Source organism: Amycolatopsis tucumanensis, from assembly GCF_021654135.1.
Taxonomy (GTDB): domain Bacteria; phylum Actinomycetota; class Actinomycetes; order Mycobacteriales; family Pseudonocardiaceae; genus Amycolatopsis_E; species Amycolatopsis_E tucumanensis.
Genome location: NZ_JAKGSD010000058.1, coordinates 24,838 through 50,686 on the forward strand (window position 1 = coordinate 24,838; position 25,849 = coordinate 50,686).

Below are 25,849 nucleotides of genomic sequence, written 5' to 3' on the forward strand. Positions count from 1 at the left end.
GTCCGATGAGCTACACCCCCAATCCCGGCGACACGCTGGTGTTCGAGAACGACCGCGTGCGCGTGTGGTCGATGACGCTCCCGCCGCGCGGGATGTACGACTGGCACCAGCACCACCACGACCACCTGATCATCTGGCCGGACCCGGGCCGCGCGGAGGCGCAGCGCCTCGGCGACGAGGACTGGACGCTGCGGCAGACCGCGGAGGCCGGGTACGTGGCGTTCAAGACCGTCGGCAGCGGCGGACCCCTGACGCCGCACCGGATCCGCAACCTGGAGGACCACGCCGTGACGCACTACATTGTGGAGCTGATCAGCGAACCGTCACCGAGCCCCGTGGAGCTGCCGTCGGAGACGAACGACCGCGGCTCGGCGGTGGACGTCCGGACGGGCGAGCCGTTCTAGGGAGGTCATGTGCGAGTCGCCCTGCGCTCAGCGTTGAGCAGCGCGACGGCTCGCTCTACCTGAGACGGATCGAGCTCTGCCGGACCGGCGGCTGCGGAACGCCTTGATCGGCTACGGCATCATGATCCGCGTGAAGCGTGGATCTTTCTTCCGGACAGCAGCGGTGGTGGCGGCGGCGCTGACCGCCTCGGCGTGTGGATCGTCCTCTTCGGACGCTCCGGCCCCGCCTGCGACGAGCAGCAGCGCCCCGCCGCCCATCGTGGAACCCACGACGCCGCCGGGCACTTCGCTGACCGTCGGGCAGCGCGCGGTGGTCAGCTACTCCGACGGGATCGACGAGGGCCTGCTGGCGATCACCGTCACCGCGATCGAGCAGGCGGACCAGAACGAGTTCCGGACCGCGTTCGGGGACCGGGCGCAGGGGCTGGCGCCGTACTGCATCCGCTACACCGTGGAGAACCTGACCGGGATCGACTTCGGCACCAAGGTCGGCCCGAAGCTGGAGGCCCTGGTCGGCGACGGGGAGACCACGGGAACGTTCATCACGGGCGACATCCCGAGCTGCGCCCCACGCCTGTCCCCCGGCGACTTCGACCACCCCGGCGCGCGGTACGAGAACGCGGACCTGGACGCGACGTCCCCGGACGCCCTGGTGGTGGCGGCCCGCTACGACGGCAACGACTACGACGGCAATCCGCTGGTGTGGCGCATGCCCTGACCCCCGGTGTGTGGTGTTGGCGCGGTGGTGGTCATGGTGACCGCCGGGTACCACCACCCCCGACGCCGCGGCCACGGTGCCGAGCGCCGCTGCCGACGGGCCACGCCACGACCGAGCGCCGCTGCCGGACGAGCCACGCCACGACCGAGCGCCGCTGCCGGACGAGCCACGCCACGACCGAGCGCCGCTGCCGGACGCGCTGCTCGTGGGCGGCATCGCCGCCGGGAGGGCCGCCCGGCGGCCCTCCCGGCAAGCAGCGCCATGGCTCCGCGCCGCCGCCGCAGAGCGCGCCGCGAGCGGGTGGGACCGGCAACCAACGGTCCCACCCGTGCGGAGTCCTACCCCGCCACCGGCTCCAGCACCTTCGCGCCCGTCTTCTCGCGCAGCTCCTCCTCCGTGACGCCCGGCGCGAGGCGCACCAGGCGGAGGCCCTCCGGTGTCACGTCCAGCACCGCGAGGTCGGTGATGATCCGGTCCACCACGCCCGCGCCGGTCAGGGGCAGCGTGCACGTCTCGACGATCTTCGGGCTGCCGTCCTTCGCCACGTGGTCGGTGATCACGATGATCCGCTTGGTGCCCGCGACCAGGTCCATCGCGCCGCCCATGCCCTTCACCAGCGCGCCGGGCACGGTCCAGTTCGCCAGGTCGCCGTTGGCGGCCACCTGCAGCGCGCCGAGGATCGCGAGGTCGATGTGCCCGCCGCGGATCATGGCGAACGACGTCGCCGAGTCGAAGAAGCTCGCGCCGGGCTGGACGGTCACCGTCTGCTTGCCGGCGTTGATCAGGTCGGCGTCCTCCTCGCCCTCGAACGGGAACGGGCCGAGGCCGAGGATGCCGTTCTCGCTCTGCAGGGTCACCCGGACGCCGTCCGGGATGTGGTTGGCCACCAGCGTGGGGATGCCGATGCCGAGGTTCACGTAGTCCCCGTCGCGCAGTTCCGCCGCCGCCAGCGCGGCCATCTCGTCGCGGCTCCAGCCCATGGTCACGCCTCCGTCCCGGCGAGCGCCCGCGGGCGCACCGTGCGCTTTTCGATCTCCTTCTCCCGCGGCGTGGCGACCACCAGGCGGTCCACGAACACGCCGGGGGTGATCACCAGGTCCGGGTCGACGTAGCCGTCGAGCAGGACCTCGGTCTCCACCACGGTCACCCGGCCGCAGGTGGCGACCACCGGGTTGAAGTTGCGGGCCGCCATCCGGTACACGAGGTTGCCCTCCCGGTCGGCGGTGTGCGCGTGCACCAGCGCCAGGTCGGCGACGATGCCGCGCTCCTGCACGTAGGTCTCGCCGTCGAACTCGGCGTGCGGCTTGCCCTCGGCAACGGGCGTGCCCACGCCCGTCTTCGTGTAGAACGCCGGGATGCCGGCGCCGCCCGCGCGCATCCGCTCGGCCAGCGTGCCCTGCGGCGCGAACTCGACCTCGACCGAACCGTCCAGGTACTGCTGCGCGAACAGCTTGTTCTCCCCGACGTAGGACGCGATCACCTTGCGGACCTGCTTGTTCTCCAGCAGCAGCCCGAGGCCCTTGCCGTCCACACCCATGTTGTTCGACACGATCGTCAGGTCGCTGACCCCGGCTTCGCGGACGACCTCGATCAGGTCGTAGGGGATGCCGGACAGACCGAAGCCGCCGACCGCGATCGTCATGCCGTCGCGCAGCGCGCCTGCCATCGCGTCGGCGGCCGCGCCGAACACCTTGGACACGTGAACTCTCCTTCGAGCGTCCGTGGGATGAGCACCTGCCCGCAGTCAAGACGACCTGGGGAAACCCGGTCAAGCGCGCCTTCTGGATCTCTCGTCAGGTGAACGACTCGAGGCATGGCGTTCACTGAGTGGACGTACCATGGGGACATGCCGCCCGCCCATCTGATCGGCCGGGCCGCGCTGGTGCTTCGCGCGCTGTCCGCGGCCGGCGAGCCCGGCGCGTCGACCTCCGACGTGTCGCGGCTGACCGGGCTCGCCCGGCCGACGGTCCACCGGCTGCTGGCGGCGCTGGCCGACGAGGGGTTCGTCGACCGCGACCAGCGCAACGGCCGCTGGTACCTGGGCCCGGAGCTGTACCTGCTGGGCGAGTCGGCGGCCGCGCGCTACGACGTGACGCAGCACGCGCGGGCGAGCGTGCACCGGCTCGCGGCGGCGACCGGGGAGAGCGCGTTCTTCTCCGCCCGGCGCGGCGACGAAACGGTGTGCCTGCTGCGCGAGGACGGCGACTTCCCGATCCGGTCGTTCGTGCTGTACGAGGGCGCGCGGTTCCCACTGGGCGTGGTCTCGGCCGGGCTCGTCGTGCTGTCGCTGCTGTCCGACCGGGAGATCGACGACTACCTGGCGCGGGTCGACCTGACGGAGCGGTGGGGCGAGGCGCACGCGCCGGGGCCGCTGCGGGAACGGATCGCCGAGACGCGGGAGCGGGGGTACGCCGTCAACCCGGGCCTGGTGGTCGAGGGCAGCTGGGGCATGGCGGCGGCGGTGTTCGGCTCGTCCGGGGAGCTGGCGTGGGCGCTGACGCTGACCGGGGTGGAGTCCCGCTTCCGCGAGCCGCGGCGGGCGCAACTGGGCGCGCTGCTGCTCAAGGAGGCCCACGCCCTGACGACGACGCTGCGCGCGGACCGGCAGCGCGGCGGGCTCTGACGCGGGCGCCGGTGTTCGGGTGTCGCAGGTCGGCAGGGGCGGCCCTTGATGAGCCGCCCCCGCCGGGCCTCAGCCGCGCGTCACCGGTCCAGCGTGCGCAGCGCCCGCTGGTACAGCCGTCGCGCCTCGGTCAGGTTTCCGTGCGCCTGGTGGTCCATCCCGAGCGTCGTCAGGCCCGCCGCGGACACCTCGGGCGCGCGCCGGGCCAGGTGGCGGACCACGTACTCGGCGTCGCGGCCCGCTCCGCCCACCAGCATCGAGCTGAACGAGTGCAGGAACGGCAACCCGACGAAGTACAGGCCGGGCACCGGCGTCACGCCGCGCTCCTGCTCGGGATAGCCGTCCTCGCCGGTGACGGGCAGGTCGATCCAGCCGTAGTCGGGGCGGAAACCGGTGCACCACACCACGTTCGCGACATCGAGCACCCGCCCGTCCGCCAGCACGGGCATGCCGTCCCGGACGCCGGTCGTCTTGTCGACGACCCGCTCCACACCGGCCTTGCGCAGGTCCTCCTTCTTGACCCGGATCAGCGGCCCGCCGTGCCCGCGCACCTCCTCACGCAGCTTGCGGCCCACCGACCGGTTCACGGTCAGGACCCGCGTCGCGGCGAACCACAGCACCCGCAACGCCACCGACGCGACACGGCTTTCGAAGTAGAACGGGATCTCACCGGTGTCCGTGCCGGACAGGATCGTCGGGTGCTCGCGGGCCACCTCGTAGGCGATGTCCGCGCCGGAGTGGCTCGCGCCGACGACCAGCACCGGCCCTGGCCGCAGCTGCGAAGGGTTCCGGTACTCGCTCGAGTGCATCTGGCAGATCTCCGGGCTCAACTCGCCCGCGAAAGCCGGGACACGCGGGACGCCCCACACCCCCGAGGCGACCACCACGTTCGCGGCCTCGAACCGCTCACCGCCCGCGGTCACCACGAACTCTCCGTCCTCTTGCGACAGCCGGTCCACCCGCGTGCCGCAGCGCACCGGCAGGTCGAACCGCCGCGCGTAGGCCTCCAGGTAGTCGGCCATTTCGTCCCGCGTGGGGAAACTGCCGGGTGGCGCGGGGAACCGCATCCCGGGTAGCCCGTCGTAGCGCGCCGGGCTGAACAGCCGCAGCGAATCCCAGTGCCGCCGCCACGAGTCGCCGATCCGTTCGTGCGCGTCGAGAATCACGAACCGCCTGCCGTCGCGGGCCAGGTGGTACCCGGCCGAGAGCCCGGCCTGCCCACCGCCGATGACCACCGTGTCGAACCTCATCGTCCACCTCCTGTTTCGAGGAGACCGACGCTAGGCCGCGGCGCGCCATGGGAACTTCGGGCGAACGACCCAATTCCCGCCGCCGGGCATGGGTAGTTCTGCCCAGTCAGCCGATCCGGTGCTGGAACGCGTACGCCGCCGCCGCGGTCCGTGAACCCACCCCGAGCTTGGCGAAGATGTTGCTGACGTGCCGCGCCACGGTCTTCTCGCTCAGCACCAGCTCCCGCGCGATGCCGCGGTTGGTGGCGCCGGCGGCGAGCAACCGCAGCACCTCGGTCTCCCGCGGGCTCAGCAGCGACGCGCCGCGGCGGGCGTCGCGCACGCGGGCCAGGTCCGGTTCGGCGCCAAGCCGCGCGAACACCTCCGCGGCCGCGTCCAGCTCCACCTCGGCGGCGTCCTCGTCGCCGAGCGCGCGGCAGACCAGCCCGACGAGGCACCGGGTCCGCGCCGCCTCGTAGGGCGCGTCCAGTTCGCACCACAACCGCAACGCGGTCCGCAACGGCGGCAGCGCCGCGGACTCGTCACCCGCGGCGAGGTGCGCCGCGCCGGTCGCGCCCGACGCCAGCGCACGCAGGGCGGGCGTGTGGAACCGGCCTGCGATCGCGGTCAGCTCGGCCGCCGCCGCCCGGGCGCACTCCGGGTCGCCGTTGCCGATCGCGGCTTCCACCTGCGCGGGCAGCAGGCGGGACCGGCTGATGTCGTCCTCGGCCTCGGCCAGCGCGCGGCGCAGGGACACGTCCGCCGCGTCGGCGCGGCCCTGTGCCAGGCGGAGCAGCGCCAGGCCCGGCTGGACCTCCCACCCGCTCTCGCCGGCCCGCCGGTACGAGCGCTCGGCGTCGGCGAACTCGCCACGCAGCCGGTGGATCTCGGCGAGCTGGTAGTAGGCCATGCCCGCGACCACGTGCCCGTACCGCTGGTCCAGCCGCGCGCACGCCGTCCGCGCCTCTCGGACCGCGTCCGGCCAGTCGCCGACGAGCTGCAGCAGTTCCGAGCGGTGCACGCGGCAGATGCCGGAGTAGGCGCCGGTGAACTGCGGCATCGCGTCGCACCAGGCGTTCACCGCGGCGGTCCACTCGCGGGCGCGGCCCAGCTCGTGCACGTCGCGGCAGGCCGCGATCATGCTGCAGTACATCCACCCGGTCACCTGGGAGGAACACGCGCCCGCGGCGATGTCGAGCATCGCCTCGTCCAGCAGCGCGAGCCCCTCGTCGACGCGGCCCTGCGCGAGCCGGGCGCGGCCCTGGACCTGCACCCCGATGGTCACCAGATCCCGGTCGCCGCACCGGTTCCCCAGCTCGACGGCTTCCGCGGCGGTGGCGAACGCGGCGTCCCCGGTCTGCCGCTCGGCCTCGCCGATCAGCAGGTAGCCGCGCTGCGCGCAGTCCGGGTCGTGCGCCAGCAGCCGCGCCGCCCGCGCCATCCAGCCCTGCGCGCGGGAGAACTCGCCCTGGAACGCGCACACTTCGCGCAGCCAGAAGGCGCACCGCACGGCCCGGCCGATCGCGCCGGCGTGCACGTGCTGCTCGTAGCAGCGGCGGAACGCGTCGGCGGCCTCGTCCGGGCGGCCCAGCAACAGCGCCAGCTCGCCGAGCCGCTCCAGGTCCGGCAGCGCGAGCGGGGTTTCCCGGTCGGCGGCGGCCAGGGTGTCGCAGGCGTCGGCCCAGGCCCGCCGGTCGTAAGCCGCGCCGGCCCGTTCGAGCAGGACGCGCGTGTCCACCGGGTCATTAAACGCCCGCGATGTCCTTGTCACCAGGCCCGTCGGTCAGGCGGCCGCGCAGCTTCGCGGGCGCGACGGCGAGCCACCCGTCGGTGAGCGCTTCGCGCAGCGCGGTGCGGGACACCTTCCGCAACTGGACGAGCACCGCCGCGTAGCCGTCGAAGTGCGGGATGGTGAAGAAGCCGTCCGGGTTCGCCGCGAGGACCGCTTCCTTCTCGCCGAGGTCGTCCACGCGGATCGCGAGTATCGGCCCGTCCGGCGGGATCTCGTCGCCGAACCGGCGGAGGTCGGCCTTGCTGAACGGCCGCACCCAGGCGAACGCCTTACCGGCGACGAACCACGTCTGGTGACCGTGCCGCTCCCCCTCGGTCACCTCCGGCAGCTCGGAAACCAGCCGTGCCACGTCGCCGACAGTCGCCATCGCCGAACGGTACCGCTCTCACGGCGCGCCCGGCAGCTTCCGCCGCTCGAAGCTCTCGCGCAGGGCGGCGCGGCGGGCGTGGCCGCGCTCGTACAGGCGCCCGAACACGAACGCATCGGTCACCGAATCCCCCGTTCGCTGCCGGAGGAGCTCGCCCGCGCTCACCAGGTCGTGGTACTCGCCGAGCTCGCTCTGCACCTCCTTGACCGCCCGCCGCCACGAGCGCACCCGCTTCCCCAGCAACGGTTTCGCCACATCGGCCGCGTACCGCGCCGCCTTCGCCTTCTTGCGCACCTCGTGCAGGGCGGAGTCGGGGTCGCGCGCGTCGCGCACCGCCTCCGCCGCGGCCGTCAACCGCCGGTTCGCGCGGCGGAGGGCCTTGCGCAGCTCGCGGCGCCCCGACTCGGCGGCGGTCGTCAACGGCGGGTCGGCCACCCACTCGTCGAGCGCGCCCAGCAGCCGGGCGTAGCGCTCGCCGGTCAGTTCGGCGAGCAGCGCCTGCCGGTCCCGCTCGCTTGCTTCGTCCAAATGGGACACGAGTGTGCGGCGGGCGTGCTCGGTTTCCGGCTCGCGCGGGAGGTTCGCGAGCTCGGCGAGCAGGGTTTCGCGGCGGACCTCACCGTCCCGCGCCGGGGACAGCACCCGGCCGGCCCATTTGAGTTCGTCCGCCAGCGCCTTGGCCCGGTCACGCACGAAGAGGCGCCGGTAACCGCGCAACGCGCTCCGCAGCCGCCGCATCGCGACGCGCAACTGGTGCACCGCGTCGTCGTCGCCGCGCCGGACGCCCTCGTCGTGCCGCCGGATCGCCTCGACCTGGGTGCGCACGTAGGTCATGACGGTCTCCCCGGCGTTGCCCGGCTCGTCGTCGGCGGCCAGGTCGGCGGCGAGCAGGCGCCGCAGCTTCGACGGCCAGTGCGCGGGCCGCACCCCGCCCGCGACGAGGGCTTCGGTGAGAGTGTCGAGGAGTTCCGGTTCCGCGTCGTCGAGTTCGACCTCGAGTTCGCGCCAGTGGTCCAGGTGCGCCTGGTCGCCGGCGCGCTCGCCGTGGACGTGGTCGTCGGTCAGCACGGCCAGCCGCCGCCCGTCGGCGTCGGTGAGGTCGTGGGTGAAGCGGTCGACGCGGAGGCGTGCGATCTCGACGAGGTCCGCACCACCGGTCCACTCGCGCGCGGCGTCGGCGAGTTCCGGCGGCAACTGGTCGCCCGGCGGCAGCTGGGTCTCCTCGCGGACCCCGGCGGTCGCCGGGCGCTTGAGGTGCCAGCCCGCGTCGTCCCCGCCGGTGCGGCGGCGCAGGGTCACGCCGGCGCGGGCCAGGCGGAGGTCGCGGGTGTCGTAGTAGGTGTTGTCGAGCCGGGACTCCCTCGGCGGGGCCTGCTCCGCCACCGGACCCACCCCGGCCAGCCGCGGCACCGGCCGGCCGTCGTCGAAGTCGAACTTCCGCTCCCGCTCGGTGACCGTCTTGGCGCCCATGGCGAGGAGTTCCCGGGCGACGACCGGCGAAAACCCGCGTGCGGCACCAGCGGAGCGGCCATTGGCAGGCGCCTCGCCTACCGCCGGCGGACGCCGGTGCAGGCGATCAGCTCCGCGCAGCCGGGCCGCAGGAACAAGACGAAAGCCCACACGCCGTCGGGAGCAACGACCTGCCCGAGCGCCAGCTGCTCGTTGCCGAGCTGATCGAGGGCCTCGACGGTGTCCCGCAGATCCAAGGTCTCGACGCCACGCCGCTCGGTGTTGCGCAGCCGTGACCGGTAGGTACTCGCCAATCGGTAGGCGGGCACTGGACTCTCGTCCCAGACCCGGTACTCCCCGCCCCGCCGCAGAGCGAGCCGCGCGGCGCGGCAAGCCGCGGACGGCCGGTCGAGCAGCTCCGCCAGCGCTTCCCGGTCCAACCGCGCCCCCTCCCGTCGCGCCGGACGCCACCCGCCTACCGCAACCCGCCTGCCCGTTCAGCAGATCGCGTACACGTCCAGCACCACCGCGTCCGGGCGGCGCAGCGCCGAGCCCACCGCGACCACGTGGTTGAGCCACGCGTGCTCCGGCGAGTCCTCGGCCGTCTCGAAGGTGATCGCGGTGCGGAAACGGTACGTGGACGGGTCCGGGCACTGTCCGGCGAGCAACGCGGTCATCACCTCCGGCGGCCCGTGCCGCACGCCCCGGCTGATGATCGACACCAGCGAACCGTCGTCGGTGCGGGCGGTGTAGCGCGCCTCGACGCGCACCCAGCCGCCGGTCTGCAGGATCTGCCAGTCCGCGCCGCCGGGCAGGACGTCGGCGGACAGCCGCGGGCCGTCGACGCGGCCGCCGGTGATCGGCACGACCCGGCGACGGCCGTGCGGGGTGCCGCCCAGGTCGAGCACCTCGTCCAGCGTCACCTCCGCCCTGGCGAGGAACTCCAGACCGGGTCGCGGTGGCTCGTACGGGGTCGCCATGACCCGGCAAACTATCAGGGATTCTGATCGAGAACAGCCGTCGCGCGGAGGACGAGGTCCCGCAGGTACCGGTGCTCGGGATCGTCGTCGTACATCGGGTGCCACCACATCGCCTCGCGCAGCGGGCCGATCTCCAGCGGGCACGGCAGCGCGCGCACCCCCAGCTCGGCGGGCACCCCGGCGGCGAGCCGGCGCTGCAGCAACGCGACCCGGCCGGTGCCGCGGACCAGGCTCGGCACGGTCAGGAACGTCTCCGTCACCACCTGCACGTTCGGCTCGATGCCGAGCATCCGCATCTGCCGCGCGGCCGGAGTGGACGCCGTCGGCCCGTGGTAGGTGACCACCCATGGCATCGTCTTCAACTGCTCGACGGTCAGCTCCTCGCCGACGTCCGGGTTGTCCCGCGACACGAGGCACACCCAGTCGTCCAGGTACAGCTCGCGGTAGGGCAGGTCGGTGATGAACCCGTGCGGCATCAGCAGCAGGTCGTGGTTGACCAGGGCCTGCGCCGCCTGCTCGACCAGCGACGGGGTGTTCGCGGTCAGCCGCAACCGGGTGCCGGGCGCCTCCGCGGCGAGCAGCGCGGCGATCTCCGAGCCGAGCACCGCGACGCCGTAGTCGCTGATCAGCAGCGAGAACTCGCGCGCCGAGGACGCCGGGTCGAAGTCCGGTTCGGCGGCGAACACCCGCTCCACCCCGGAAATCGCGACGCGCACCCGTTCCTTGAGCTGCACCGCCAGCGGAGTCAGCCGGTAGGAGTTGCCGACCCGGATCAGCAGGTCGTCGCCGAAGTGGCGGCGCAGCTTGCCCAGGTGCGCGGACACCGCGGGCTGGCTCAGGCCCATCCGTTCGGCCGCGCGCGTGACGCTGCGCTCCTGCAGCAGCGCGTGCAGCGCAACCAGCAGGTTCAGGTCCAGGCTCGCGAGGTTCACCAGCGCAGGCTACATCAGCCAGGCTGATACCTCCCATAACCGATTTCGTCTTCCCTGATACCGCAGCGGTGCCCGACAGTGGACGAGTCGCTCAAGGAGGAACCGACGTGATCCACGACCGCACCGATCCCGAAGGCGCGATCGCCGCCGCGGCCAAGCGGTGCTCCAACTGGGGCCGCTGGGGAGCCGGGGACGTCCTCGGCACGCTGAACTTCCTGGACGAGGCCAAGCGCCGCGAAGGCGCCGCGCTCGTCCGGCAGGGCAAGAGCTTCTCGCTCGCGCAGCGGTTCGAGGCCGACGGCCCGCAGAAGGGCTGGCGCCGCCGCACCAACCCGGTGCACACGATGCTCGACACCGGCCTGGACGCCGAACGCGGCCAGGGTTTCCCGCACGGCCTCGGCGGCGCGGACGACGTCGTGTTCATGCCGCTGCAGGCCTCGACGCAGTGGGACGGGCTCGGCCACATCTTCGACCACGGCACCGCCTACAACGGCCGCCGCGCCGGCGACGTCGTGACCAGCGAGGGCGACCAGGTGACCGGCATCGAGACCACCGCGGGCCGGATCGCCGGCCGTGGCGTGCTGCTCGACGTCGGGCGCGCGATCGGTGAGGACGGCGAGCTGCCGGACGGGTTCGCGATCACCGTCGAGCACCTGGAGGACACCATCGCCGCACAGGGCGAGACCGCACGCGTCGGCCGCGGCGACCTGCTGCTGGTGCGGACCGGACGGCTCACCCGCGCCCGGCGCGAGGGCTGGGGCGACTACGCCGGTGGCGACGCGCCCGGCCTGTCCTTCACCACCGCGGACTGGCTGCACGGCACCGAGATCGCCGGGATCGCCACCGACACCTGGGGTTTCGAGGTGCGGCCCAACGAGTTCGACGTCGCGTTCCAGCCACTGCACCAGGTCTGCATCCCGCACATCGGCCTGTTCCTCGGCGAGATGTGGGACCTCGACGCGCTCGCCGCGGACTGCGCCGCCGACGGCGTGTACGAGTTCTTCCTCGCCGCCGACCCCATCCCGGTGACCGGCGCGGTCGGCGCCCCGGTCGCACCCGTCGCCGTCAAGTAGGAGTTGCCATGCCAGCCGTGAACAACGTCCTGGTGGTCGGCAGCGGCCTCGCCGGGACCGCCACCGCGATCGGCCTCGCCGCGCACGGCGTCGCCGTCGACCTGGTCGAGCTCAAGCCCGACATCGCCGCCATCGGGTCCGGGATCACCTTGCAGGGCAACGCTTTGCGGGAGCTGCGGAACCTGGGCGTGTGGGAACGGGTGCGCGCCGAGGGGTTCGGTTTCGACAGCCTCGGCCTGCGCGCGCCCGACCCCGCGGGCACCCTGCTCGTGGAGATCCCGGACGCCCGCACGGGCGGGCCGGACCTGCCGGCCACGATGGGCATGCCGCGCCCGGCACTGGCGCGGATCCTGCTGGAGCGCGCGGCCGAAACCGGTGTGAAGACCCGCTTCGGCGTCACCGTCACCGAGCTGGAGACCGACGGCAGCGTGGTGTTCTCCGACGGCTCGTCCGGGCGCTACGACCTGGTCGTCGGCGCCGACGGCATCCGCTCGTCGGTGCGCCGCATGCTCGGCGTCGAACTCGAGACCCGCGCCACCGGTATGGGCATCTGGCGCGCGTTCGGGCCGCGCCCGGCGTCCGTCACGCGCACCGACCTGTTCTACGGCGGCCCGTGCTACATCGCCGGCTACTGCCCCACCGGGGAGAACTCGCTCTACGCCTACGTCGTCGAGGACGCGCAGGACCGCTCCGCGCTCACCCCGGACGAGCGGCTCGCCACGATGCGCGAGCTGGCCGCGGCCTACCACGGCCCGTGGGACGAGATCCGGGAGACGCTGACCGACCCGTCCCGCGTCAACTACACCTGGTTCGAGACCCACGTGCTGCCGCCGCCGTGGAATCGGGGTCGCGTCGTTCTCATCGGCGACGCCGCGCACTCCTGCCCGCCCACCCTCGCGCAGGGCGGCGCGCAGGCCCTGGAGGACGCCGCCGTCCTCACCGAACTGCTGCTCGCCGCCGACGCGCTGGACGACACGCTGTGGCAGGCCTTCACCGACCGCCGCTACGAGCGGGCCAAGGCCGTCGTCGACGCGTCCAACCAGCTCGGCCAGTGGCTCCTCGACCGCGAACAGGGCGACGTGCCGGGCCTGATGGGCCGCGTCGCCGCACTCGTCACCCAGCCCGCCTGATCCAGGAGGACCCATGACCGACCGACTCATCACCCACCTGCGCCACGTCGACCTCGCGGTGCCGGACCTGGCCCGGCAGCAGGACTTCTTCACCGGAGCGTGGGGCCTGACCACCGAGCACACCGACTCCGGCATCGCGTTCCTGGCCGCCGAGGGATCGCCCGAGCAGTACGTGATCCGGCTGCGCCAGGCCGACGACAAGCGCATCGACCTGATCTCGTTCGGCGCCGCCACGCCCTCCGATGTGGACACCCTCGCCGCGCGTCTGGCGTCCTCCGGCGTGCGGCTGGTCAGCGAGCCCGGCGCCATCGACACCCCCGGCGGCGGTTACGGCTTCCGGTTCTTCGACAACGAGGGCCGCACGATCGAGATCAGCGCCGACGTCGCCGTCCGCGCCCACCGCAAGGTCGAGGAGGGCGAGTCGATCCCGGTGCGGCTGTCGCACGTCGTGATCAACTCCGCCGACCCGGAGGGCACCCGCGCGTTCTACGAGAAGCACCTCGGGTTCCGGCTCTCCGACATCCTGATGCACCCGCGGATGGGCGAGATGATGTGGTTCATGCGGGTGAACTCGTGGCACCACAGCATGGCCATCGCCCGCTGCCCGCACCCGTCGCTGCACCACGTGTCGTTCGAGATGCGCGGCCTGGACGAGTACATGCGCGGCACCGGGCGGCTGCTGCGCGCCGGGGTGGAGAAGATCTGGGGCCCCGGCCGCCACCTGGCAGGCAACAACACGTTCAGCTACTTCCTCGACCCGCACGGCAACACGATGGAGTACACCACCGAGCTGGAGCTGATCGACGAGGACACCTGGCACCCGCACCTGTACGACTTCAGCGACCCCGAGGTGTCCGACCAGTGGGGCACGGCTAACGCGATGAACGAGTTCGTCGCCCAGAAGTCGTTCAACGACCCGGACAAGGGCCTGTTCGTCGCCCCGCCGGTGTGAGGAGGTCCTGATGCGTTTCGCCACCTACTCGCTGGACGGCGCGGTGCGGGCCGGTGTCGTCGACGGCGACGGCATCCACCCGCTGCCGCCGGACGTGACGGTGCTCGGCCTGGTGCGGTCCGGGCTGCCGGCCGCGCTGGAGGCCGGTTCGGCGGTCCTGAGTGGACCGTCCGTGCCGCTGGATCGCGTGCGGTTGCTGCCGCCGTTGGAAGCGCCGACGGTCCGGGACTTCGTCGCGTTCGAGGAGCACGTGGAGGGTGTGGTCGCGAGCGTCTCCGGCGGCTCCGGGGTCGTGCCGGAGTGGTACGAGGCGCCCACGTTCTACTTCACCAACCCGTACGCGCTGCTCGGCGCGTTCGACGACGTGCCGGTGCCGCCGGGCTCACGGCTGTTCGACTTCGAGTTGGAGGTCGCAGCCGTGGTCGGGCGGGACGGCTCGTCGCTGGCGCCGGACGAGGTGGAGATCTTCGGCTACACGGTGCTGAACGACTGGTCGGCCCGCGACCTGCAGCGGCGCGAGATGAAGGTGCAGCTCGGCCCGGCGAAGGGCAAGGACTCCGCGACGACGCTCGGCCCGTGGCTGGTCACCGCCGACGAGCTGGAGTCCTATCGCGACGGTGACGGGTTCCTGGAGCTCGACCTGCGGGTGTCGGTGAACGGCACGGAGATCGGCCAGGACCTGCTGTCCAACATGGGCTGGCCGTTCGAGGAGCTGGTCTCCTACGCTTCACGCGGCACCTGGGTCCGGGCCGGGGACGTGCTGGGCTCCGGGACCTGCGGCAACGGCGGCTGCCTCGCCGAGCTGTGGGGCCGCGGCCGGGAGCTGCCGCCGCTGGCGCCGGGCGACGTCGTGGAGATGACCGTCGAGGGCATCGGGACGATCCGCAACACCGTCGTCGCCGGGGTGGAGCTGCCCCCGGTGCGGGCCGCGCGGCCCCGGCCGCGGAAGCGCAAGCGATGAGGGTCGCCGGCAAGGTCGTCGTCGTGACCGGCGCCGGGCAGGGGCAGGGCGCGGCGGAGGCGCGGCTGCTCGCCGAGGAGGGTGCCCGCGTGATCGGCGTCGACCTGGGCGCCTCGCCGGTGGAGCCGTTGCCCGGGGTCGAGTACCTGCAGCTCGACGTCACCGACTCGGCGGGCTGGGCCGCGCTGGCGTCCCGGCTGGATCGGGTGGACGGGCTGGTCGCGAACGCCGGGGTCACCTGGCGGGCGCGGCTGGACGAGGTCGACCCGGCCGACCTGGCGCGCGTGCACGACGTGAACGTCGGCGGGGTGGTGCGGGCGATCCAGGCCGTGCTGCCGCTGATGCCCACGGGCGGGTCGATCGTGACGGTCGGGTCGGTGGCGGCGCTGACCGGGCACTACCCGGTGGCGTACACGGCGAGCAAGTGGTCGTTGCGCGGGCTGACGCGGGCGGCGTGCCTGGAGCTGGGCGCGCGCGGGATTCGGGTCAACGCGGTGCACCCCGGCTACATCGAGACACCGATGACCGCGTCCGCCGCGGCGGCCTTCCGGGACGCGAACATCGCCGAAACCCCGCTGGGGCGCACCGGAACCGTCGACGAGGTCGCGCCGCTGGTGGTGTTCCTGCTCTCGGACGAGGCGTCGTTCATCACGGGCGCGGAGATCCCGGTCGACGGCGGCCTCACCGCGCACGGTGGCGTGAAATCGATCAGTGACAGACTTCTGAAGGGTATCTGATGTTCGAGTACTTCCCCGGCAACTACGTCTGGAACCTGGGCGTCGTGGCGACGCTGAACAGCGGCGGGCTGATCGACGAGGTCGACCGCGCGTGCCGCCCGATCAAGGAGGCCGCGCAGCGCGGTGAGGACGCCGGGACGGCCGACTTCCTGACGGCGTGGACCGCGCTGACCGACCAGCTCGTGGGGCAGGCGGAGGAAGCGGAGGCGGCGGGGCACACCCGCACCGCGCGGCAGCTGTACGCGCGGGCGACGAACTACCTGTGCCAGGCCGAGCGGATGCAGAGCGCCTCGGCGCCGGGACGGCTGGACACCTACCGGCGGGTGCTTTCGTTGCAGGAGAAAGCGTTTGCGCCGGGGGTGTCGCGGGTCGAGATCCCGTACGAGGGCACGACGCTGCCCGCGTACTTCAGCGCGGCGCCGGTCGACGGTCCGGCGCCGGTGATGATCATGTGGAACGGGCTGGACTCGACCAAGGAGCACATGTACTCCTCCGGACACTGGGAGGAGCTGGCGGCGCGCGGGATCTCGTGCCTGATGGTGGACTGCCCCGGTTCCGGCGAGGCGTTGCGGCTGCAGGGCCTGACGGCGCGCGTGGACACCGAGGCGTGGGCGTCGGCGTGCGTGGACTACCTGGCCGGGAGGTCCGATGTGGACTCTTCGCGGATCGGCCTGGTGGGCTGGTCGCTGGGCGGCTACTACGCGCCCCGCGCCGCCGCCTTCGAGAAGCGGCTCGCGCTGGTGGTGGCGTGGGGCGCGAACCACGACTGGGGAGCCGTCCAGCGGCGGCGGCTGGAGCGCGAGGGTGAGCGGCCGGTGCCGCACTACTGGGAGCACGTGCTGTGGGTGTGGGGCCACGACGACCTGACGGAGTTCATCGACTTCGCGGACGCCGTCAACCTGGACGGCGTGGTGGAGAAGATCGACGTCCCGTTCCTCATCTGCCACGGCGAGAACGACCGGCAGATCCCGCTGGCGTATGCGCACCGGTCGTACGAGCAGGCCACCGCCAGCCCCCGGCGCGACCTGCGGATCTTCAGCGCCGCCGAGGGCGCGACGGAGCACATCGGGCTGGACCACCTGCCCCACGTGAGCAGCTACGTGGCCGACTGGGTGGCGGACGTGTTCGAGGGTCGCTGACCGAATGGTGGTGTCCCCGCCTCAGGGCGGGGACACCACCGAGCGGAAAGGCGCGCCCGTGCGTCCACCGCCGGGCCGCGCGACCCGCACCCGGTCAACCGGCCAACCGCGCCCGCGCGTCCATCAGCGCGAAGCCCAGCAGGTTCAGCCCCGGCCACCGCTCCGGCTCCCCGGCGCGCGGATCGTCCGCCGCGACGCCGATACCCCAGATCGCATCCACCGGGCTGGCCTCCACCAGCACCCGCGAACCCGTGCCCAACAAGAACCGCCCCAGCTCCGGGTTCTGGCCGAACTTCGCGACCGATCCGGCGACCACGATGTCGTACCCGGACGCCTCCCAGCGGGCCGGCTCGAAGCCCGCCACCTGGCGGCCCAGCTCCTTCGCCCGCCCGGGGTGCAGGGCGCGCAGCACCTCATCGGCCACCGCCGCGTCGCCGAACAGCTGCGCCTTGCGCCACATCATGTAGTGCTCCGCCGTGTCGAACTCGCGCCCGTCCACGGTGAACGGCGCCGGCCACCACTGGCTCAGGCACCCGCGCCCCGCACTGCCGTTCGGCTCCGGCCGGTGGCCCCAGAAGAACAGGTACTCCACCCGCTCGCCCCGCCGCACCCGTTCGATCAACTCCGCTCGCACAACCGGCAGTATCGCCGATCAGAAGCCGGAGATCACCGTCTTTCCGACGGTCCGCCCGGTCTCCGTCAGCTCGTGCGCCTGCCGCACCGTCGAAGCGTTGATCGGCTTCAGCTCGGTCGTCAGCGTGGTCCGGACGGTACCCGCGTCGACCAGTTCGGCGACGTGCGCGAGCAGGTTGTGCTGGGCGATCAGGTCCCAGCCGTGCAGCGGCCGGGTGAACATGAGCTCCCAGTGGAAGCTGATGCTCTTCCCCTTGAGCGGCAACAACTCCAGCCCCGGCGGCTCGTCGATCGCGGTGATCGCGCCACCCGGCCGCAGCAGCTCGGCGAACTCCTCGATCCGGCCGGCGGTGTTCGGCGAGAACACGTAGTCCACGCCGTCCGGCGCCACCTCCCGCACGCTCGCGACCAGGTCCCGGTGGTCGGCCACGTGGTGGGCGCCCATCGAGCGCGCCCACTCCCGCGACTCCGGCCGGGACGCGGTCGCCACCACGGTCAGCCCGGTCAGCGCCCGCGCCAGCTGGATCAGGATCGACCCGACCCCGCCCGCGCCGGCGAGGACCAGCAGCGTGCCGGTGCTGTCCGGGCCGACCCGGAACCGGTCGTGCAGCGTCTCGTACGCGGTGATGGTGGTCAGCGGCAGCGCCGCGGCCTGCGCGAACGACAGGCTCCGCGGCTTCGGGCCCACGATGCGCTCGTCGACGACGTGGTACTCGGCGTTCGTGCCCGGCCGGTCGATCGTGCCCGCGTAGTAGACCTCGTCACCGGGCTGGAAGAGGGTCACCTCGGCGCCGGTCGCGGTCACCACGCCGGCCGCGTCGAAGCCGAGCACCCGCGGCTCGCCGCCCGGGTCGGAGCCGGCACGCACCTTCGTGTCGACGGGGTTGACCGACACCGCCTCGACGCGCACCAGGAGGTCGTGCGGCCCCGGCTCCGGGACCGGCAGTTCGACGTCCTCGAATGCGGCGGGATCGGTAATGGGCAGGGACTTGCGGTAGGCAACCGCGCGCATGGTCGTCATACCGGTGACGGTAGTAGGAAGGTAGTAGTTACCTGCAAGGCGTACAAGTTCCCATCGGGTACCATCGCAGCGTGCAGACCTGTGGTCCGAAGGACGTCTACGCCGCCGCGTGCCCGTGCCGGGACATGCTCGACCTGCTGGCGAACAAGTGGAGCGCGCTCGTGCTGGGCGCGCTGGAGGGCGGCCCACAGCGGTTCGGCGCGCTGCGGGCGCGGCTGCAGGGCATCAGCCCGAAGGTGCTGACCCAGACGCTGCGCAAGCTCGAGTCGCACGCGCTGATCGAGCGCGAGGTGTTCCCGGACGTGCCGCTGCGGGTGGAGTACCGGCTGACCCCGCTCGGCGCCGACGCGGCCGTCCCGCTGGCCGCGCTGCGCACCTGGGTGGAGGACAACATCGACCGCTTTCCGCAGCCCGCCTGAGAAAAGCGCGCTTGACCTCGAGTTAGCTCGAACTTCTAACGTCGTGACCATGACGGATGCGACGGCGACCGCGGTGCGGATGCCACCCAGGACACTCCTTCTCACGCTGCTCGGCGTCAGCACGATGACGATCATGGCCAGCGCCACCATCACCCCGGCGCTGCCGGGCATGGAACAGCACTTCGCGGCCACCCCGAACGCCGCGCTGCTGGTCCGCCTCGTCCTCACCCTCCCCGGGCTCGCGATCATGCTCGCCGCGCCGGTGCTCGCCCGGCTGAGCGGCCGCGCCGGGCGGGTCCGGGTGCTCACCGCCGGGCTGGCGCTCTACGTCGTCGGCGGCGGGTCGGGCCTGGTGCTCGACTGGCTGCCCGGGCTGCTGGCCGGCCGCGCCCTGCTCGGCGTCGGCATCGCGGCCATCATGGTCACCTCGACGGCGCTGCTGGCCGACCACTACCCGGCCACCGAGCACGGCCGGGTGCTGGGGCTGCAGGGCGCCGCGATGGGCTTCGGCGGCGTCGTCGCGCTGCTGCTCGGCGGGGTGCTGGCCGACCTGAGCTGGCGCGGGCCGTTCGCGGTGTACCTGCTGGCGGTGCCGATGGTCGTGCTGGTCCTGCGGTTCGTGCCCGAGGCGCCGAAATCCCCGCCCGCGCCCGGCGGTCCACAACGGACACCGCGGTTGTTCGGCCTGTACGCCCTGATGTTCCTCGGCGTGGTCGTCTTCTACACGGTGCCCACGCAGGCGCCGTTCTGGCTGGGCGCGGTCACCGGCGCCGGCCCGGTCGTCGTCGGCGTGCTGATGGCCGCGCTGAACCTCGTCATGACGCTGGTCGGCCTGAACTTCCGGCGGCTGCGCGCCCGGTGGGACTTCCGCGTCCTCGCCGCCGTGCTCTTCGCCGCCTACGCGGCCGGGTTGGTCGTGCTCGGCCTCGCGGGCGGCATCTGGATGGCGGCACTCGGCATGCTCGTCACGGGCGTCGGCATCGGCCTGCAAAATCCGGTGATGAACGGGTGGGTGGTCGCCTCGGTCGACCCCGCGGCCCGCACCCGCGCGCTCGGGATGCTGACGTCCGCGTTGTTCCTCGGCCAGTTCGCCTCGCCGCTGCTGGCGCAGCCGGTGGTCGACGGCGTGGGCCTCGGCAACACCTTCGTCCTCGCCGGCGCCCTCGGCCTGGTGGTTTCCGTGGTCCTGGTTTTCCTGCGCGGGCGGGCAACCTCGGATTCTCCCGCCGCGTGAGGAGGTGCGTAGGCCCACGAAAGGGAGGAAAGGGCATGCGCATCAAGGGAATTCTCATGGGTACGGCGGCCGGGGCGATCGGGCTGGCATTGTTCGCGGCACCTGCCGCGAACGCGGCGGCGCCGGTGGACTGCGACCCGAACCCCGGCTCGACCGGCTCGTGCGGGTGGGTGAACGTGGTGCCGGAGGTGGTCCACCGCGGGGACGTGGTGGACGTGGAAGCCAACTGCCTCAACGCGGTGGCGCTCCCCGAGTCCGACGTGCTGCTGAACTTCACGCCCACCGGCGAGCCGACGCACTGGTCGGCGACGGTGTCGCCGAAGGCGAAGCGGGGCGCGCACACCGTGTCGATCACCTGCCCGGAAAACACCTACACGAAGACGTTCTACGTGGTCCGATGAGGACGGACGGCGCGCTCGCCCGGCCACTGGCCGGGCGGCGTGACCGCGGGTAGCGTCCAGGCCATGAGGCCCGCTCGCCACCAGCAGGATCCGGCGCACGCGCAGTGGATCCTCGTCGACGCCCGGCACGGGCCGAAGGTGGGTCTCCTGCTCGCGATGGGGAACGCGAGCTACCACGGGGTCGCGCCGCGCAACGCGCTCGACCACCGCGTCGCCCAGTACCTGCTGCGGCAGCGGCTGGACCAGGCCGTCCGGACGGGCCGCCCCGCCGACGCCGCACGCGTCGCCTACGCGGGCCGCGAGTGGCAGGTCCGCGTCCGGCCGGTCCGGGCGCCCGTCTCCGCCGCGGTCGTCGGCGCGCTCGCCTGCTACATCGAGGCCTCCGCCGACTGGGCCGACCACCCCCCGCCGGTCGTGGGCAGCTGGGAATGGCGCATCACCGAGGGTGGCACCGACCACCGCAACGTCGTCGCGTGGAACGACGAGACCTTCGAGCTGTACGGGCTGGCGCCGCCGGAGGACCGCTCCGCCCCCGCGGACGCCCAGCCCCGCTTCCCGCACGGCCGCTGGTGGGACGGCACGTACTACCTGAACAACCTGGTGATGGACTCCTGGCGGCCCGCGGTCCGGGAGTTCCGCGACGCGCTGCTGCGCGACCGCGCCGGCGAACTGTACCTGTGCAGCTACAAGGCCCAGCACCGCGCGTCCGGCGAACCGGTCGCGCTGCGGCTCGCCGGCCGGGCGGATCCGGACCGCCCGGGCTGGTTCCGCGGCCTGGTCACGCGGGACGCCGGGGCGCGCGAGAACGTCCCCGTCCCGGCGCCCGGGCCGCTGGTCCGCGCGCTGCTCCTGGCGTCGCGGGATCCGGTGGTCGTGGTCGACCGCGTGCTGGAGGAACTGGAATCGGCCAACGCCCTGTTCGACGCGCTCAACCTCGCGGTGCCGTCGGACCACCACATCCGCAAGCTGGTGCACCCGTTCGACGTCCCGGCCATGTCGAAACTGCTCAACGCCGCGGCCGCGGACCCGGACCACGTGGTGGGCCCGCAACGCCTGCGGCTGGCGACGCTGTCCGCGGAGGTGTGGCGGGAGTTCGACGTGATCGCGGTCGGCGGCGCCGCGAGCGACGGCCCGGCGCGGCACGTGGTGTGCCGTCTCGCCGCGGTCTAACCCGGCACCCGCGCGACCGCGCCACGCATCGCGCGTTTGGCCCAGTCGGTGTAGCTGACCTGCCGTCCCGGTTCGGCGAGGCAGTCCGTCAGGTAGGTCACCGGCGTGACCAGGGACAACCCGTCGAAGAACCGCTCGACCTGGGACACGTTGCGCAGCACGTACGGCGTGCCCAGTTCGCGTTCGTAGACCTCGGAGAGCAGGTAGAACGGCGGCAGCGACTCGGCGGGCATGTCCTCGCCGCACCCGATGGACAGGGTGAAGCAGCTGCCGGGGGCCAGCCGGTCGGTGTACTGGCGCACGACGTCGTAGAGGTCCTCGCCGTGGCAGAGGCGGACGAACGACAGCACGCACAGCATCCCGAGCCACACCGGCTCGCCCAGGTCCAGCCGCTCCGCGGCCTGGGCCAGCACGCGTTCCGGCTCACGCAGGTCGGCGTGCAGGACGTGCGTTTTCCCGTTGCCGGACAACAGCTTCCGGTACTCCTCCACCGGCCCCAGCTCGTAGTCGACGTAGACGACGCGGGCGTCCGGGTGGCGGGGCTGCGCGACCTCGTGCACGTTGCCCCACCGCGGGAACCCGCAGCCGAGGTCGAGGAACTGCCGGATCCCCTGGTCGAGGGCGTAGCCGACGGACCGCACCAGGAACTGGCGGTTGAACCGGGCCGCCCGTTCCGGCACGTCCCGCTGCCCGGCGGGGAACTCGGCGACCATCCGGCGCGCCGCTTCGCGGTCGTGGCGGGTGTAGCCGCTGCCGCCGAGGTGGATGTCGTAGACGCCGCCGCAGGTCGCGCGATCCGTCGTGCACCGTGGCCCGTACGTCACCGGTCACCTCCCAGTCCGGCCAGCCGGGCGGTGAGCCCGGCGATCAGCAGGTCCAGCCCCGCCCCTCGGGACATGCAGATCTCCACCAGTACCGCACGGGCCGCCAGCCCGCTCTCCGCGCCGAAGCCGGCGTCGGCGAGGCGCGCCGCGACGGCCTCCAGCAGCGGAGCGGCCGGGCCGGTTCCGGTGGCCGCCACCGCACCGACGCCCGGGTACCGGTCGAAGACCGCGTGCATCCGGCAGGCGAGCGCGCGGATCCAGCCCGCCCACTCGCCGTGCGCGGGGAGGCTGATCCCGGCGCACACGTCCGCGACGACGGCCGCCTCGACGTCCGCCCGGTTGCCGACGTGGTACCGGATCACGTTGGTGCGCGCGCCGACCGCGGCAGCCAGGTTCCGCATCGTCCAGCCGGACAGGCCCTGCCTGCGGGTCAGTTCCAGGGCGGCGGACACGACGACCGAACGCGTGATCGGCGCGCGCTCACGGATGGGCGTCGTCATCCCGGCCCTCGATCGCGTGCGGCCGGAGCGGTCCCAGGTGGGGGCGGTCGCGGAGGGGGTGGACGAAGCCCGGCACAGCAGGATCCCGTTCGGCGAGGGGTCACGGCTGCCACACCCCATGATCGCGGGGACGGGCTCACCTCTTTCTATACCAGGAGCACCGCCACCGCCAACCCCCGTGCGGGGCAGGTCCGCCCCGTACTATCGACCGGCACTCATCGTGGTCGATGGGAGGACTGGTGGTCGCCGAGGAGGAGCCGGCGGGCGGGCGTGCCCTGTGGCGTGCCCGGCGCGCCCCGGACGCCGCCGACGTCCTCGCCACCGCACGGCGCGTCGCCGGGCACCTCGCCGACGGGCTGTCCGGGCCGGGCGCCCGTGCGGCGGCGAAGGGCGTCCGGGCGCTGCTCGGCGTGCCCGCGGCCGGGCTGGCCGACCTCTCCGGCGCGACCACCTGGGCCGGTCACCCCTCCGACGAGAACGCGGCCCGCGAACTCGTCTCCGCCGTCCTGCACAGCGAGACCCCCGCCGGGAAGGCGCCGCTGCGAGCGGTGCCCCTCGACGTCGACGGCGAGCTCGCCGGGGTGCTCGTCGTCGACGGCGAGGCGCCGCGCAAGGCCGTGCAGGAGGTGGCCCGGCTGGTCGCCGCCGCGCTGGAACGGGGCAGGCTGGAGGCCTCCGCGGAGCTGGCGGCCCAGTCGGAACTGCGGGCGCTGCGCGCGGAGATCTCCCCGCACTTCGTCTACAACGCGCTCACCGTCATCGCGTCGCTGGTGCGCTCCGACCCCGACCGCTCCCGCGAACTGATGCTCGACTTCGCCGACTACATCCGGCACAGTCTCGCCAGGCACGGCGAGTACACCGCGCTCGCGGACGAGTTCCACGCCATCGAGACCTACCTCGCGCTGCAACGAGCCGTCCTCGGCGACCGGCTGCGCGTGCAGATCCGCGTCGCGCCGGACGTGCTCGCCGTGCCGGTGCCGTACCTGGTGCTGCAGCCGCTGGTCGAAAATGCCATCCGGCACGGGATCGAGCCGCTCGGCAGGCCCGGCACGGTCTCGGTGCGCGGCGAGGCGGAAGGGAACGACTGCGTGATCAGCGTGGAGGACGACGGCGTCGGCATGCCGCCCGCGGACGCCGAAGCGGTGCTCTCCGGCGACGGCGAGCGCGTCGGGCTGGCCAACGTCGACCGGCGGCTGCGCAGCGTGTACGGCCCCTGGTACGGCCTGGTCGTGGAGACCGCGCCGGGCGCGGGCACCCGCGTCGTGGTGCGGGTGCCGATGTTCCAGCCCGGGGTGGTCCTGCCGTGACCGGGTTGCGCGTGCTCGCGGTGGACGACGTGCCGCCCGCGCTGGAGGACATCTGCCAGCTGCTGCGGGAGGCGCCCGAGGTGGCGGAGGTGACCGGCGCCGGTGACGCGCTGACCGCGCTGCGGATGATCCAGAGCGAGCGGTTCGACGCGGTGTTCCTGGACATCTCGATGCCCGGCCTGGACGGGCTGGAGCTGGCCGGCCTGCTGGCGAAGCTGAGCGAACCGCCGGTGATCGTGTTCGTGACGGCGCACGACGGGCACGCGGTGACGGCGTACGGCATCGGCGCGGTGGACTACCTGCTGAAACCGGTGCGCGCGGAGCGATTGTCGGCTGCCCTGGGGAAGGTGCTGCGGATGCTGCCCGCGGGCGCGCCGAGGTCGCCCGGACTGGCCGACGCGCTCGCCGCGCTGCCGGTCGAGTCGCGGGGGCGGACGCGGTACGTGCGGCGCAGCGAGGTGCTGTTCGTCGAGGCGCAGGGCGACTACGTCAAGCTGCACACCCGCGGCGGCGTGCACGTGGTGCGGATGCCGATCTCGCGGCTCGCGGAGTACTGGGAGGGCAGCGGGTTCGTGCGGGTGCACCGCGGTTACCTGGTGGCGCTGGACGCGGTGCGCGAGCTGCGGAGCGACTCCGTGGGCGGGCTGCTGGCGCACACGGCGGCCGGGGACGTCCCGGTGAGCCGGCGGCACGCCCGCGAGCTGCGGGAACGCCTGTTGCACGCGGCGCAGCGCAGCGAGCTGAACCAGCGGGGGCGGTGATGGTGAACGCTTGGCGGGTGCTCCCGGGTCGCGCGGGGTGGATCCCGGGACCGCCGCGACGCCGGGGGCGCCCGCAGCGCGGCGGCATCTCCGCGCCCCGCAACACCCGCGGCCCGGCGGAGCCCTCCAATCGGCGACCGGGCAGGTGCCCGGCGGCTGCCGCGCGCCCCTGGCACGGTTCCCAGATGCCCTCACAACACAGGTGCAAGGCCGGGGTACTGGCCGCTACCCCGTGGGGAGGTGCTGAATGCCCAACCGCCGCGTCGCGGTGATGAGTCCGCAGACCCGGCTCGCCCATGCGCGTCGTAGGCAGCGCGGACGCTGGCGCCCGCCGCGGCTCGAAGCGGCCGACGCCGAGCGCGCCTTGCAGAACTACCGCAGGCAACGCCGCCGGGCGGTCGCCGCGCTGCTGCTGCTCTTCGCGATCCTCGCGGGGCTGCCGGTCCTGTTCGCGGTCTGGCCCGCGCTCGACCACGCCCGCCTGGCGGGGGTGCCGGTTTCCTGGCTGGTGCTGGCGGTGGTGCCGTACCCGCTGCTCATCGGGCTCGGGCACTGGCACCTGCGCCGCGCCGAACGAGCCGAGAAACGTTGATGGCCGGCCGCTCCGCACCCGCCTCACGCCGAACAAGCCAAACAGCGCTGATGGCGGGCCACCGCGCACCCGCCCAGCACGCCCGAGCACTGCCCCCGCAGCGAACAAACCGAGCGGCGCTGACGGTCAGCCACTTCGCGGCCAGCACCCCCGGGCACCTGTCCCGCGCCGAACGAACCGAGCAGCTCTGATGATCGATTTCCCCGCGGCCGCCCCGAACCCCGCTGCCCGCCACTCCCGCCCGCTGGCCCCGCGCCGAACAATCCGAGCGGCCCTGATGATCGATCCCCTCGCCACCGCCCCGAACCCCGCTGCCCGCCACTCCCGCGCACTGGCCCCGCGCCGGACAAACCGAGCAGCCCTGATGCTCGATTCCCTCGCCACCGCCCCGAACCCCGCTGCCCGCCACTCCCGCGCACTGGCCCCGCACCGAACAAACCGAGCAGCGCAGATGAACAGCCACTCCGCACTCGCCCCGCACCCCGCCGCCCAGCACGCCCA

General features: G+C 73.1%; 29 protein-coding genes. 16 read left to right on the forward strand and 13 right to left on the reverse strand.

From position 1 onward, the window contains the following. Positions 1 to 5: 5 nt before the first annotated feature. Together L2C96_RS36795 and L2C96_RS36800 are read left to right on the forward strand one after the other, a co-directional pair. Positions 6 to 404 (forward strand): cupin domain-containing protein, encoded by a 399-nt coding sequence (locus L2C96_RS36795; RefSeq protein WP_020422050.1) that lies wholly within the window; start codon positions 6 to 8, stop codon positions 402 to 404. A 130-nt stretch (positions 405 to 534) separates the two neighbouring features. Beyond that, entirely contained in the window at positions 535 to 1,122 is a 588-nt protein-coding gene (locus tag L2C96_RS36800; protein WP_237339470.1) for a hypothetical protein, read from the forward strand. 338 nt (positions 1,123 to 1,460) lie between these two features. On the opposite strand, the gene L2C96_RS36805 is transcribed toward L2C96_RS36800, so the two are convergent. Next, complete coding sequence (locus L2C96_RS36805) at positions 1,461 to 2,102, reverse strand: CoA transferase subunit B (protein ID WP_037323002.1); 642 nt, start codon at positions 2,100 to 2,102, stop codon at positions 1,461 to 1,463. Between the two features lie 2 nt (positions 2,103 to 2,104). Continuing rightward, positions 2,105 to 2,821 (reverse strand): CoA transferase subunit A, encoded by a 717-nt coding sequence (locus L2C96_RS36810; protein WP_020421184.1) that lies wholly within the window; start codon positions 2,819 to 2,821, stop codon positions 2,105 to 2,107. A 147-nt stretch (positions 2,822 to 2,968) separates the two neighbouring features. Between L2C96_RS36810 and L2C96_RS36815 the strand changes: the two genes are divergently transcribed. Further along, positions 2,969 to 3,745: an IclR family transcriptional regulator gene (locus L2C96_RS36815; protein WP_237339471.1), complete on the forward strand. Its 777-nt coding sequence runs from the start codon at positions 2,969 to 2,971 to the stop codon at positions 3,743 to 3,745. An 80-nt stretch (positions 3,746 to 3,825) separates the two neighbouring features. On the opposite strand, the gene L2C96_RS36820 is transcribed toward L2C96_RS36815, so the two are convergent. From L2C96_RS36820 to L2C96_RS36850, 7 genes are all read right to left on the reverse strand, one after another. Beyond that, positions 3,826 to 4,995 carry a flavin-containing monooxygenase gene (locus tag L2C96_RS36820; RefSeq protein WP_237339472.1) on the reverse strand — a complete coding sequence of 390 codons (1,170 nt, stop codon included), beginning with the start codon at positions 4,993 to 4,995 and terminating at the stop codon, positions 3,826 to 3,828. Positions 4,996 to 5,101: 106 nt separating this feature from the next. Beyond that, on the reverse strand, positions 5,102 to 6,712 hold the full coding sequence (locus tag L2C96_RS36825; RefSeq protein WP_237339473.1) for a LuxR C-terminal-related transcriptional regulator: 1,611 nt from the start codon (positions 6,710 to 6,712) through the stop codon (positions 5,102 to 5,104). 7 nt (positions 6,713 to 6,719) lie between these two features. Beyond that, positions 6,720 to 7,133: an MmcQ/YjbR family DNA-binding protein gene (locus tag L2C96_RS36830; protein ID WP_237339474.1), complete on the reverse strand. Its 414-nt coding sequence runs from the start codon at positions 7,131 to 7,133 to the stop codon at positions 6,720 to 6,722. 18 nt (positions 7,134 to 7,151) lie between these two features. Next, positions 7,152 to 8,603, reverse strand: a complete 1,452-nt coding sequence (locus L2C96_RS36835) for a CYTH and CHAD domain-containing protein (RefSeq protein WP_237339475.1) — start codon at positions 8,601 to 8,603, stop codon at positions 7,152 to 7,154. A gap of 77 nt (positions 8,604 to 8,680) precedes the next feature. After that, positions 8,681 to 9,022 (reverse strand): hypothetical protein, encoded by a 342-nt coding sequence (locus L2C96_RS36840; protein ID WP_237339476.1) that lies wholly within the window; start codon positions 9,020 to 9,022, stop codon positions 8,681 to 8,683. A gap of 57 nt (positions 9,023 to 9,079) precedes the next feature. Next, positions 9,080 to 9,562, reverse strand: coding sequence for a DUF3237 domain-containing protein (locus L2C96_RS36845; protein WP_237339477.1), 483 nt, complete (start codon positions 9,560 to 9,562; stop codon positions 9,080 to 9,082). A gap of 14 nt (positions 9,563 to 9,576) precedes the next feature. After that, positions 9,577 to 10,494 (reverse strand): LysR family transcriptional regulator, encoded by a 918-nt coding sequence (locus L2C96_RS36850; protein WP_237339478.1) that lies wholly within the window; start codon positions 10,492 to 10,494, stop codon positions 9,577 to 9,579. A gap of 107 nt (positions 10,495 to 10,601) precedes the next feature. On the opposite strand from L2C96_RS36850, the gene L2C96_RS36855 reads away from it, so the two are divergent. From L2C96_RS36855 to L2C96_RS36880, 6 genes are read left to right on the forward strand one after another with little or no spacing between them, the layout of a single operon-like run. Then, positions 10,602 to 11,567 (forward strand): cyclase family protein, encoded by a 966-nt coding sequence (locus L2C96_RS36855; RefSeq protein WP_237339479.1) that lies wholly within the window; start codon positions 10,602 to 10,604, stop codon positions 11,565 to 11,567. Between the two features lie 8 nt (positions 11,568 to 11,575). Beyond that, the gene (locus L2C96_RS36860) at positions 11,576 to 12,697 is read left to right on the forward strand and encodes an FAD-dependent oxidoreductase (RefSeq protein WP_237339480.1); all 1,122 of its coding nucleotides are present in this window, start codon (positions 11,576 to 11,578) and stop codon (positions 12,695 to 12,697) included. Positions 12,698 to 12,710: 13 nt separating this feature from the next. Then, positions 12,711 to 13,649 (forward strand): VOC family protein, encoded by a 939-nt coding sequence (locus L2C96_RS36865; RefSeq protein WP_020421195.1) that lies wholly within the window; start codon positions 12,711 to 12,713, stop codon positions 13,647 to 13,649. Positions 13,650 to 13,659: 10 nt separating this feature from the next. Next, positions 13,660 to 14,610: a fumarylacetoacetate hydrolase family protein gene (locus L2C96_RS36870; RefSeq protein ID WP_237339481.1), complete on the forward strand. Its 951-nt coding sequence runs from the start codon at positions 13,660 to 13,662 to the stop codon at positions 14,608 to 14,610. Continuing rightward, positions 14,607 to 15,347 carry an SDR family NAD(P)-dependent oxidoreductase gene (locus L2C96_RS36875; RefSeq protein ID WP_237339482.1) on the forward strand — a complete coding sequence of 247 codons (741 nt, stop codon included), beginning with the start codon at positions 14,607 to 14,609 and terminating at the stop codon, positions 15,345 to 15,347. The genes L2C96_RS36870 and L2C96_RS36875 overlap by 4 nt, the downstream gene beginning before the upstream one ends. Then, on the forward strand, positions 15,347 to 16,486 hold the full coding sequence (locus L2C96_RS36880; protein ID WP_237339483.1) for an alpha/beta hydrolase family protein: 1,140 nt from the start codon (positions 15,347 to 15,349) through the stop codon (positions 16,484 to 16,486). Before L2C96_RS36875 ends, L2C96_RS36880 begins: the two co-directional genes overlap by 1 nt. 94 nt (positions 16,487 to 16,580) lie before the next feature. Here L2C96_RS36880 and ybiA read toward each other — a convergent pair whose 3' ends face one another. Then, positions 16,581 to 17,120, reverse strand: a complete 540-nt coding sequence (gene ybiA, locus L2C96_RS36885; RefSeq protein ID WP_237339484.1) for a riboflavin biosynthesis intermediates N-glycosidase — start codon at positions 17,118 to 17,120, stop codon at positions 16,581 to 16,583. A gap of 18 nt (positions 17,121 to 17,138) precedes the next feature. Next, a complete protein-coding gene (locus L2C96_RS36890) occupies positions 17,139 to 18,140 on the reverse strand; it encodes a zinc-binding alcohol dehydrogenase family protein (protein ID WP_237339485.1) in 1,002 nt (333 codons plus the stop codon). Between the two features lie 71 nt (positions 18,141 to 18,211). On the opposite strand from L2C96_RS36890, the gene L2C96_RS36895 reads away from it, so the two are divergent. From L2C96_RS36895 to L2C96_RS36910, 4 genes are all read left to right on the forward strand, one after another. Then, positions 18,212 to 18,559 carry a winged helix-turn-helix transcriptional regulator gene (locus L2C96_RS36895; protein WP_027936319.1) on the forward strand — a complete coding sequence of 116 codons (348 nt, stop codon included), beginning with the start codon at positions 18,212 to 18,214 and terminating at the stop codon, positions 18,557 to 18,559. Between the two features lie 49 nt (positions 18,560 to 18,608). Beyond that, complete coding sequence (locus L2C96_RS36900) at positions 18,609 to 19,793, forward strand: MFS transporter (RefSeq protein WP_237339486.1); 1,185 nt, start codon at positions 18,609 to 18,611, stop codon at positions 19,791 to 19,793. 35 nt (positions 19,794 to 19,828) lie between these two features. After that, positions 19,829 to 20,194: a hypothetical protein gene (locus tag L2C96_RS36905; protein WP_157358742.1), complete on the forward strand. Its 366-nt coding sequence runs from the start codon at positions 19,829 to 19,831 to the stop codon at positions 20,192 to 20,194. 63 nt (positions 20,195 to 20,257) lie between these two features. Further along, positions 20,258 to 21,364: a hypothetical protein gene (locus L2C96_RS36910; RefSeq protein ID WP_237339487.1), complete on the forward strand. Its 1,107-nt coding sequence runs from the start codon at positions 20,258 to 20,260 to the stop codon at positions 21,362 to 21,364. On the opposite strand, the gene L2C96_RS36915 is transcribed toward L2C96_RS36910, so the two are convergent. Next, complete coding sequence (locus tag L2C96_RS36915; protein WP_237339488.1) at positions 21,361 to 22,188, reverse strand: SAM-dependent methyltransferase; 828 nt, start codon at positions 22,186 to 22,188, stop codon at positions 21,361 to 21,363. The two genes, L2C96_RS36910 and L2C96_RS36915, sit on opposite strands and share 4 nt — an antisense overlap. Further along, a complete protein-coding gene (locus L2C96_RS36920; protein WP_237339489.1) occupies positions 22,185 to 22,688 on the reverse strand; it encodes a TetR family transcriptional regulator in 504 nt (167 codons plus the stop codon). The genes L2C96_RS36915 and L2C96_RS36920 overlap by 4 nt, the downstream gene beginning before the upstream one ends. A 227-nt stretch (positions 22,689 to 22,915) precedes the next feature. Here L2C96_RS36920 and L2C96_RS36925 point away from each other — a divergent pair, with 227 nt between their 5' ends. From L2C96_RS36925 to L2C96_RS36935, 3 genes are all read left to right on the forward strand, one after another. Continuing rightward, positions 22,916 to 23,995, forward strand: coding sequence for a sensor histidine kinase (locus L2C96_RS36925; protein WP_272883785.1), 1,080 nt, complete (start codon positions 22,916 to 22,918; stop codon positions 23,993 to 23,995). Then, positions 23,992 to 24,756: a LytR/AlgR family response regulator transcription factor gene (locus L2C96_RS36930; protein WP_237339490.1), complete on the forward strand. Its 765-nt coding sequence runs from the start codon at positions 23,992 to 23,994 to the stop codon at positions 24,754 to 24,756. Before L2C96_RS36925 ends, L2C96_RS36930 begins: the two co-directional genes overlap by 4 nt. A 247-nt stretch (positions 24,757 to 25,003) precedes the next feature. Further along, on the forward strand, positions 25,004 to 25,348 hold the full coding sequence (locus tag L2C96_RS36935; RefSeq protein WP_237339491.1) for a hypothetical protein: 345 nt from the start codon (positions 25,004 to 25,006) through the stop codon (positions 25,346 to 25,348). Positions 25,349 to 25,849 lie beyond the last annotated feature (501 nt).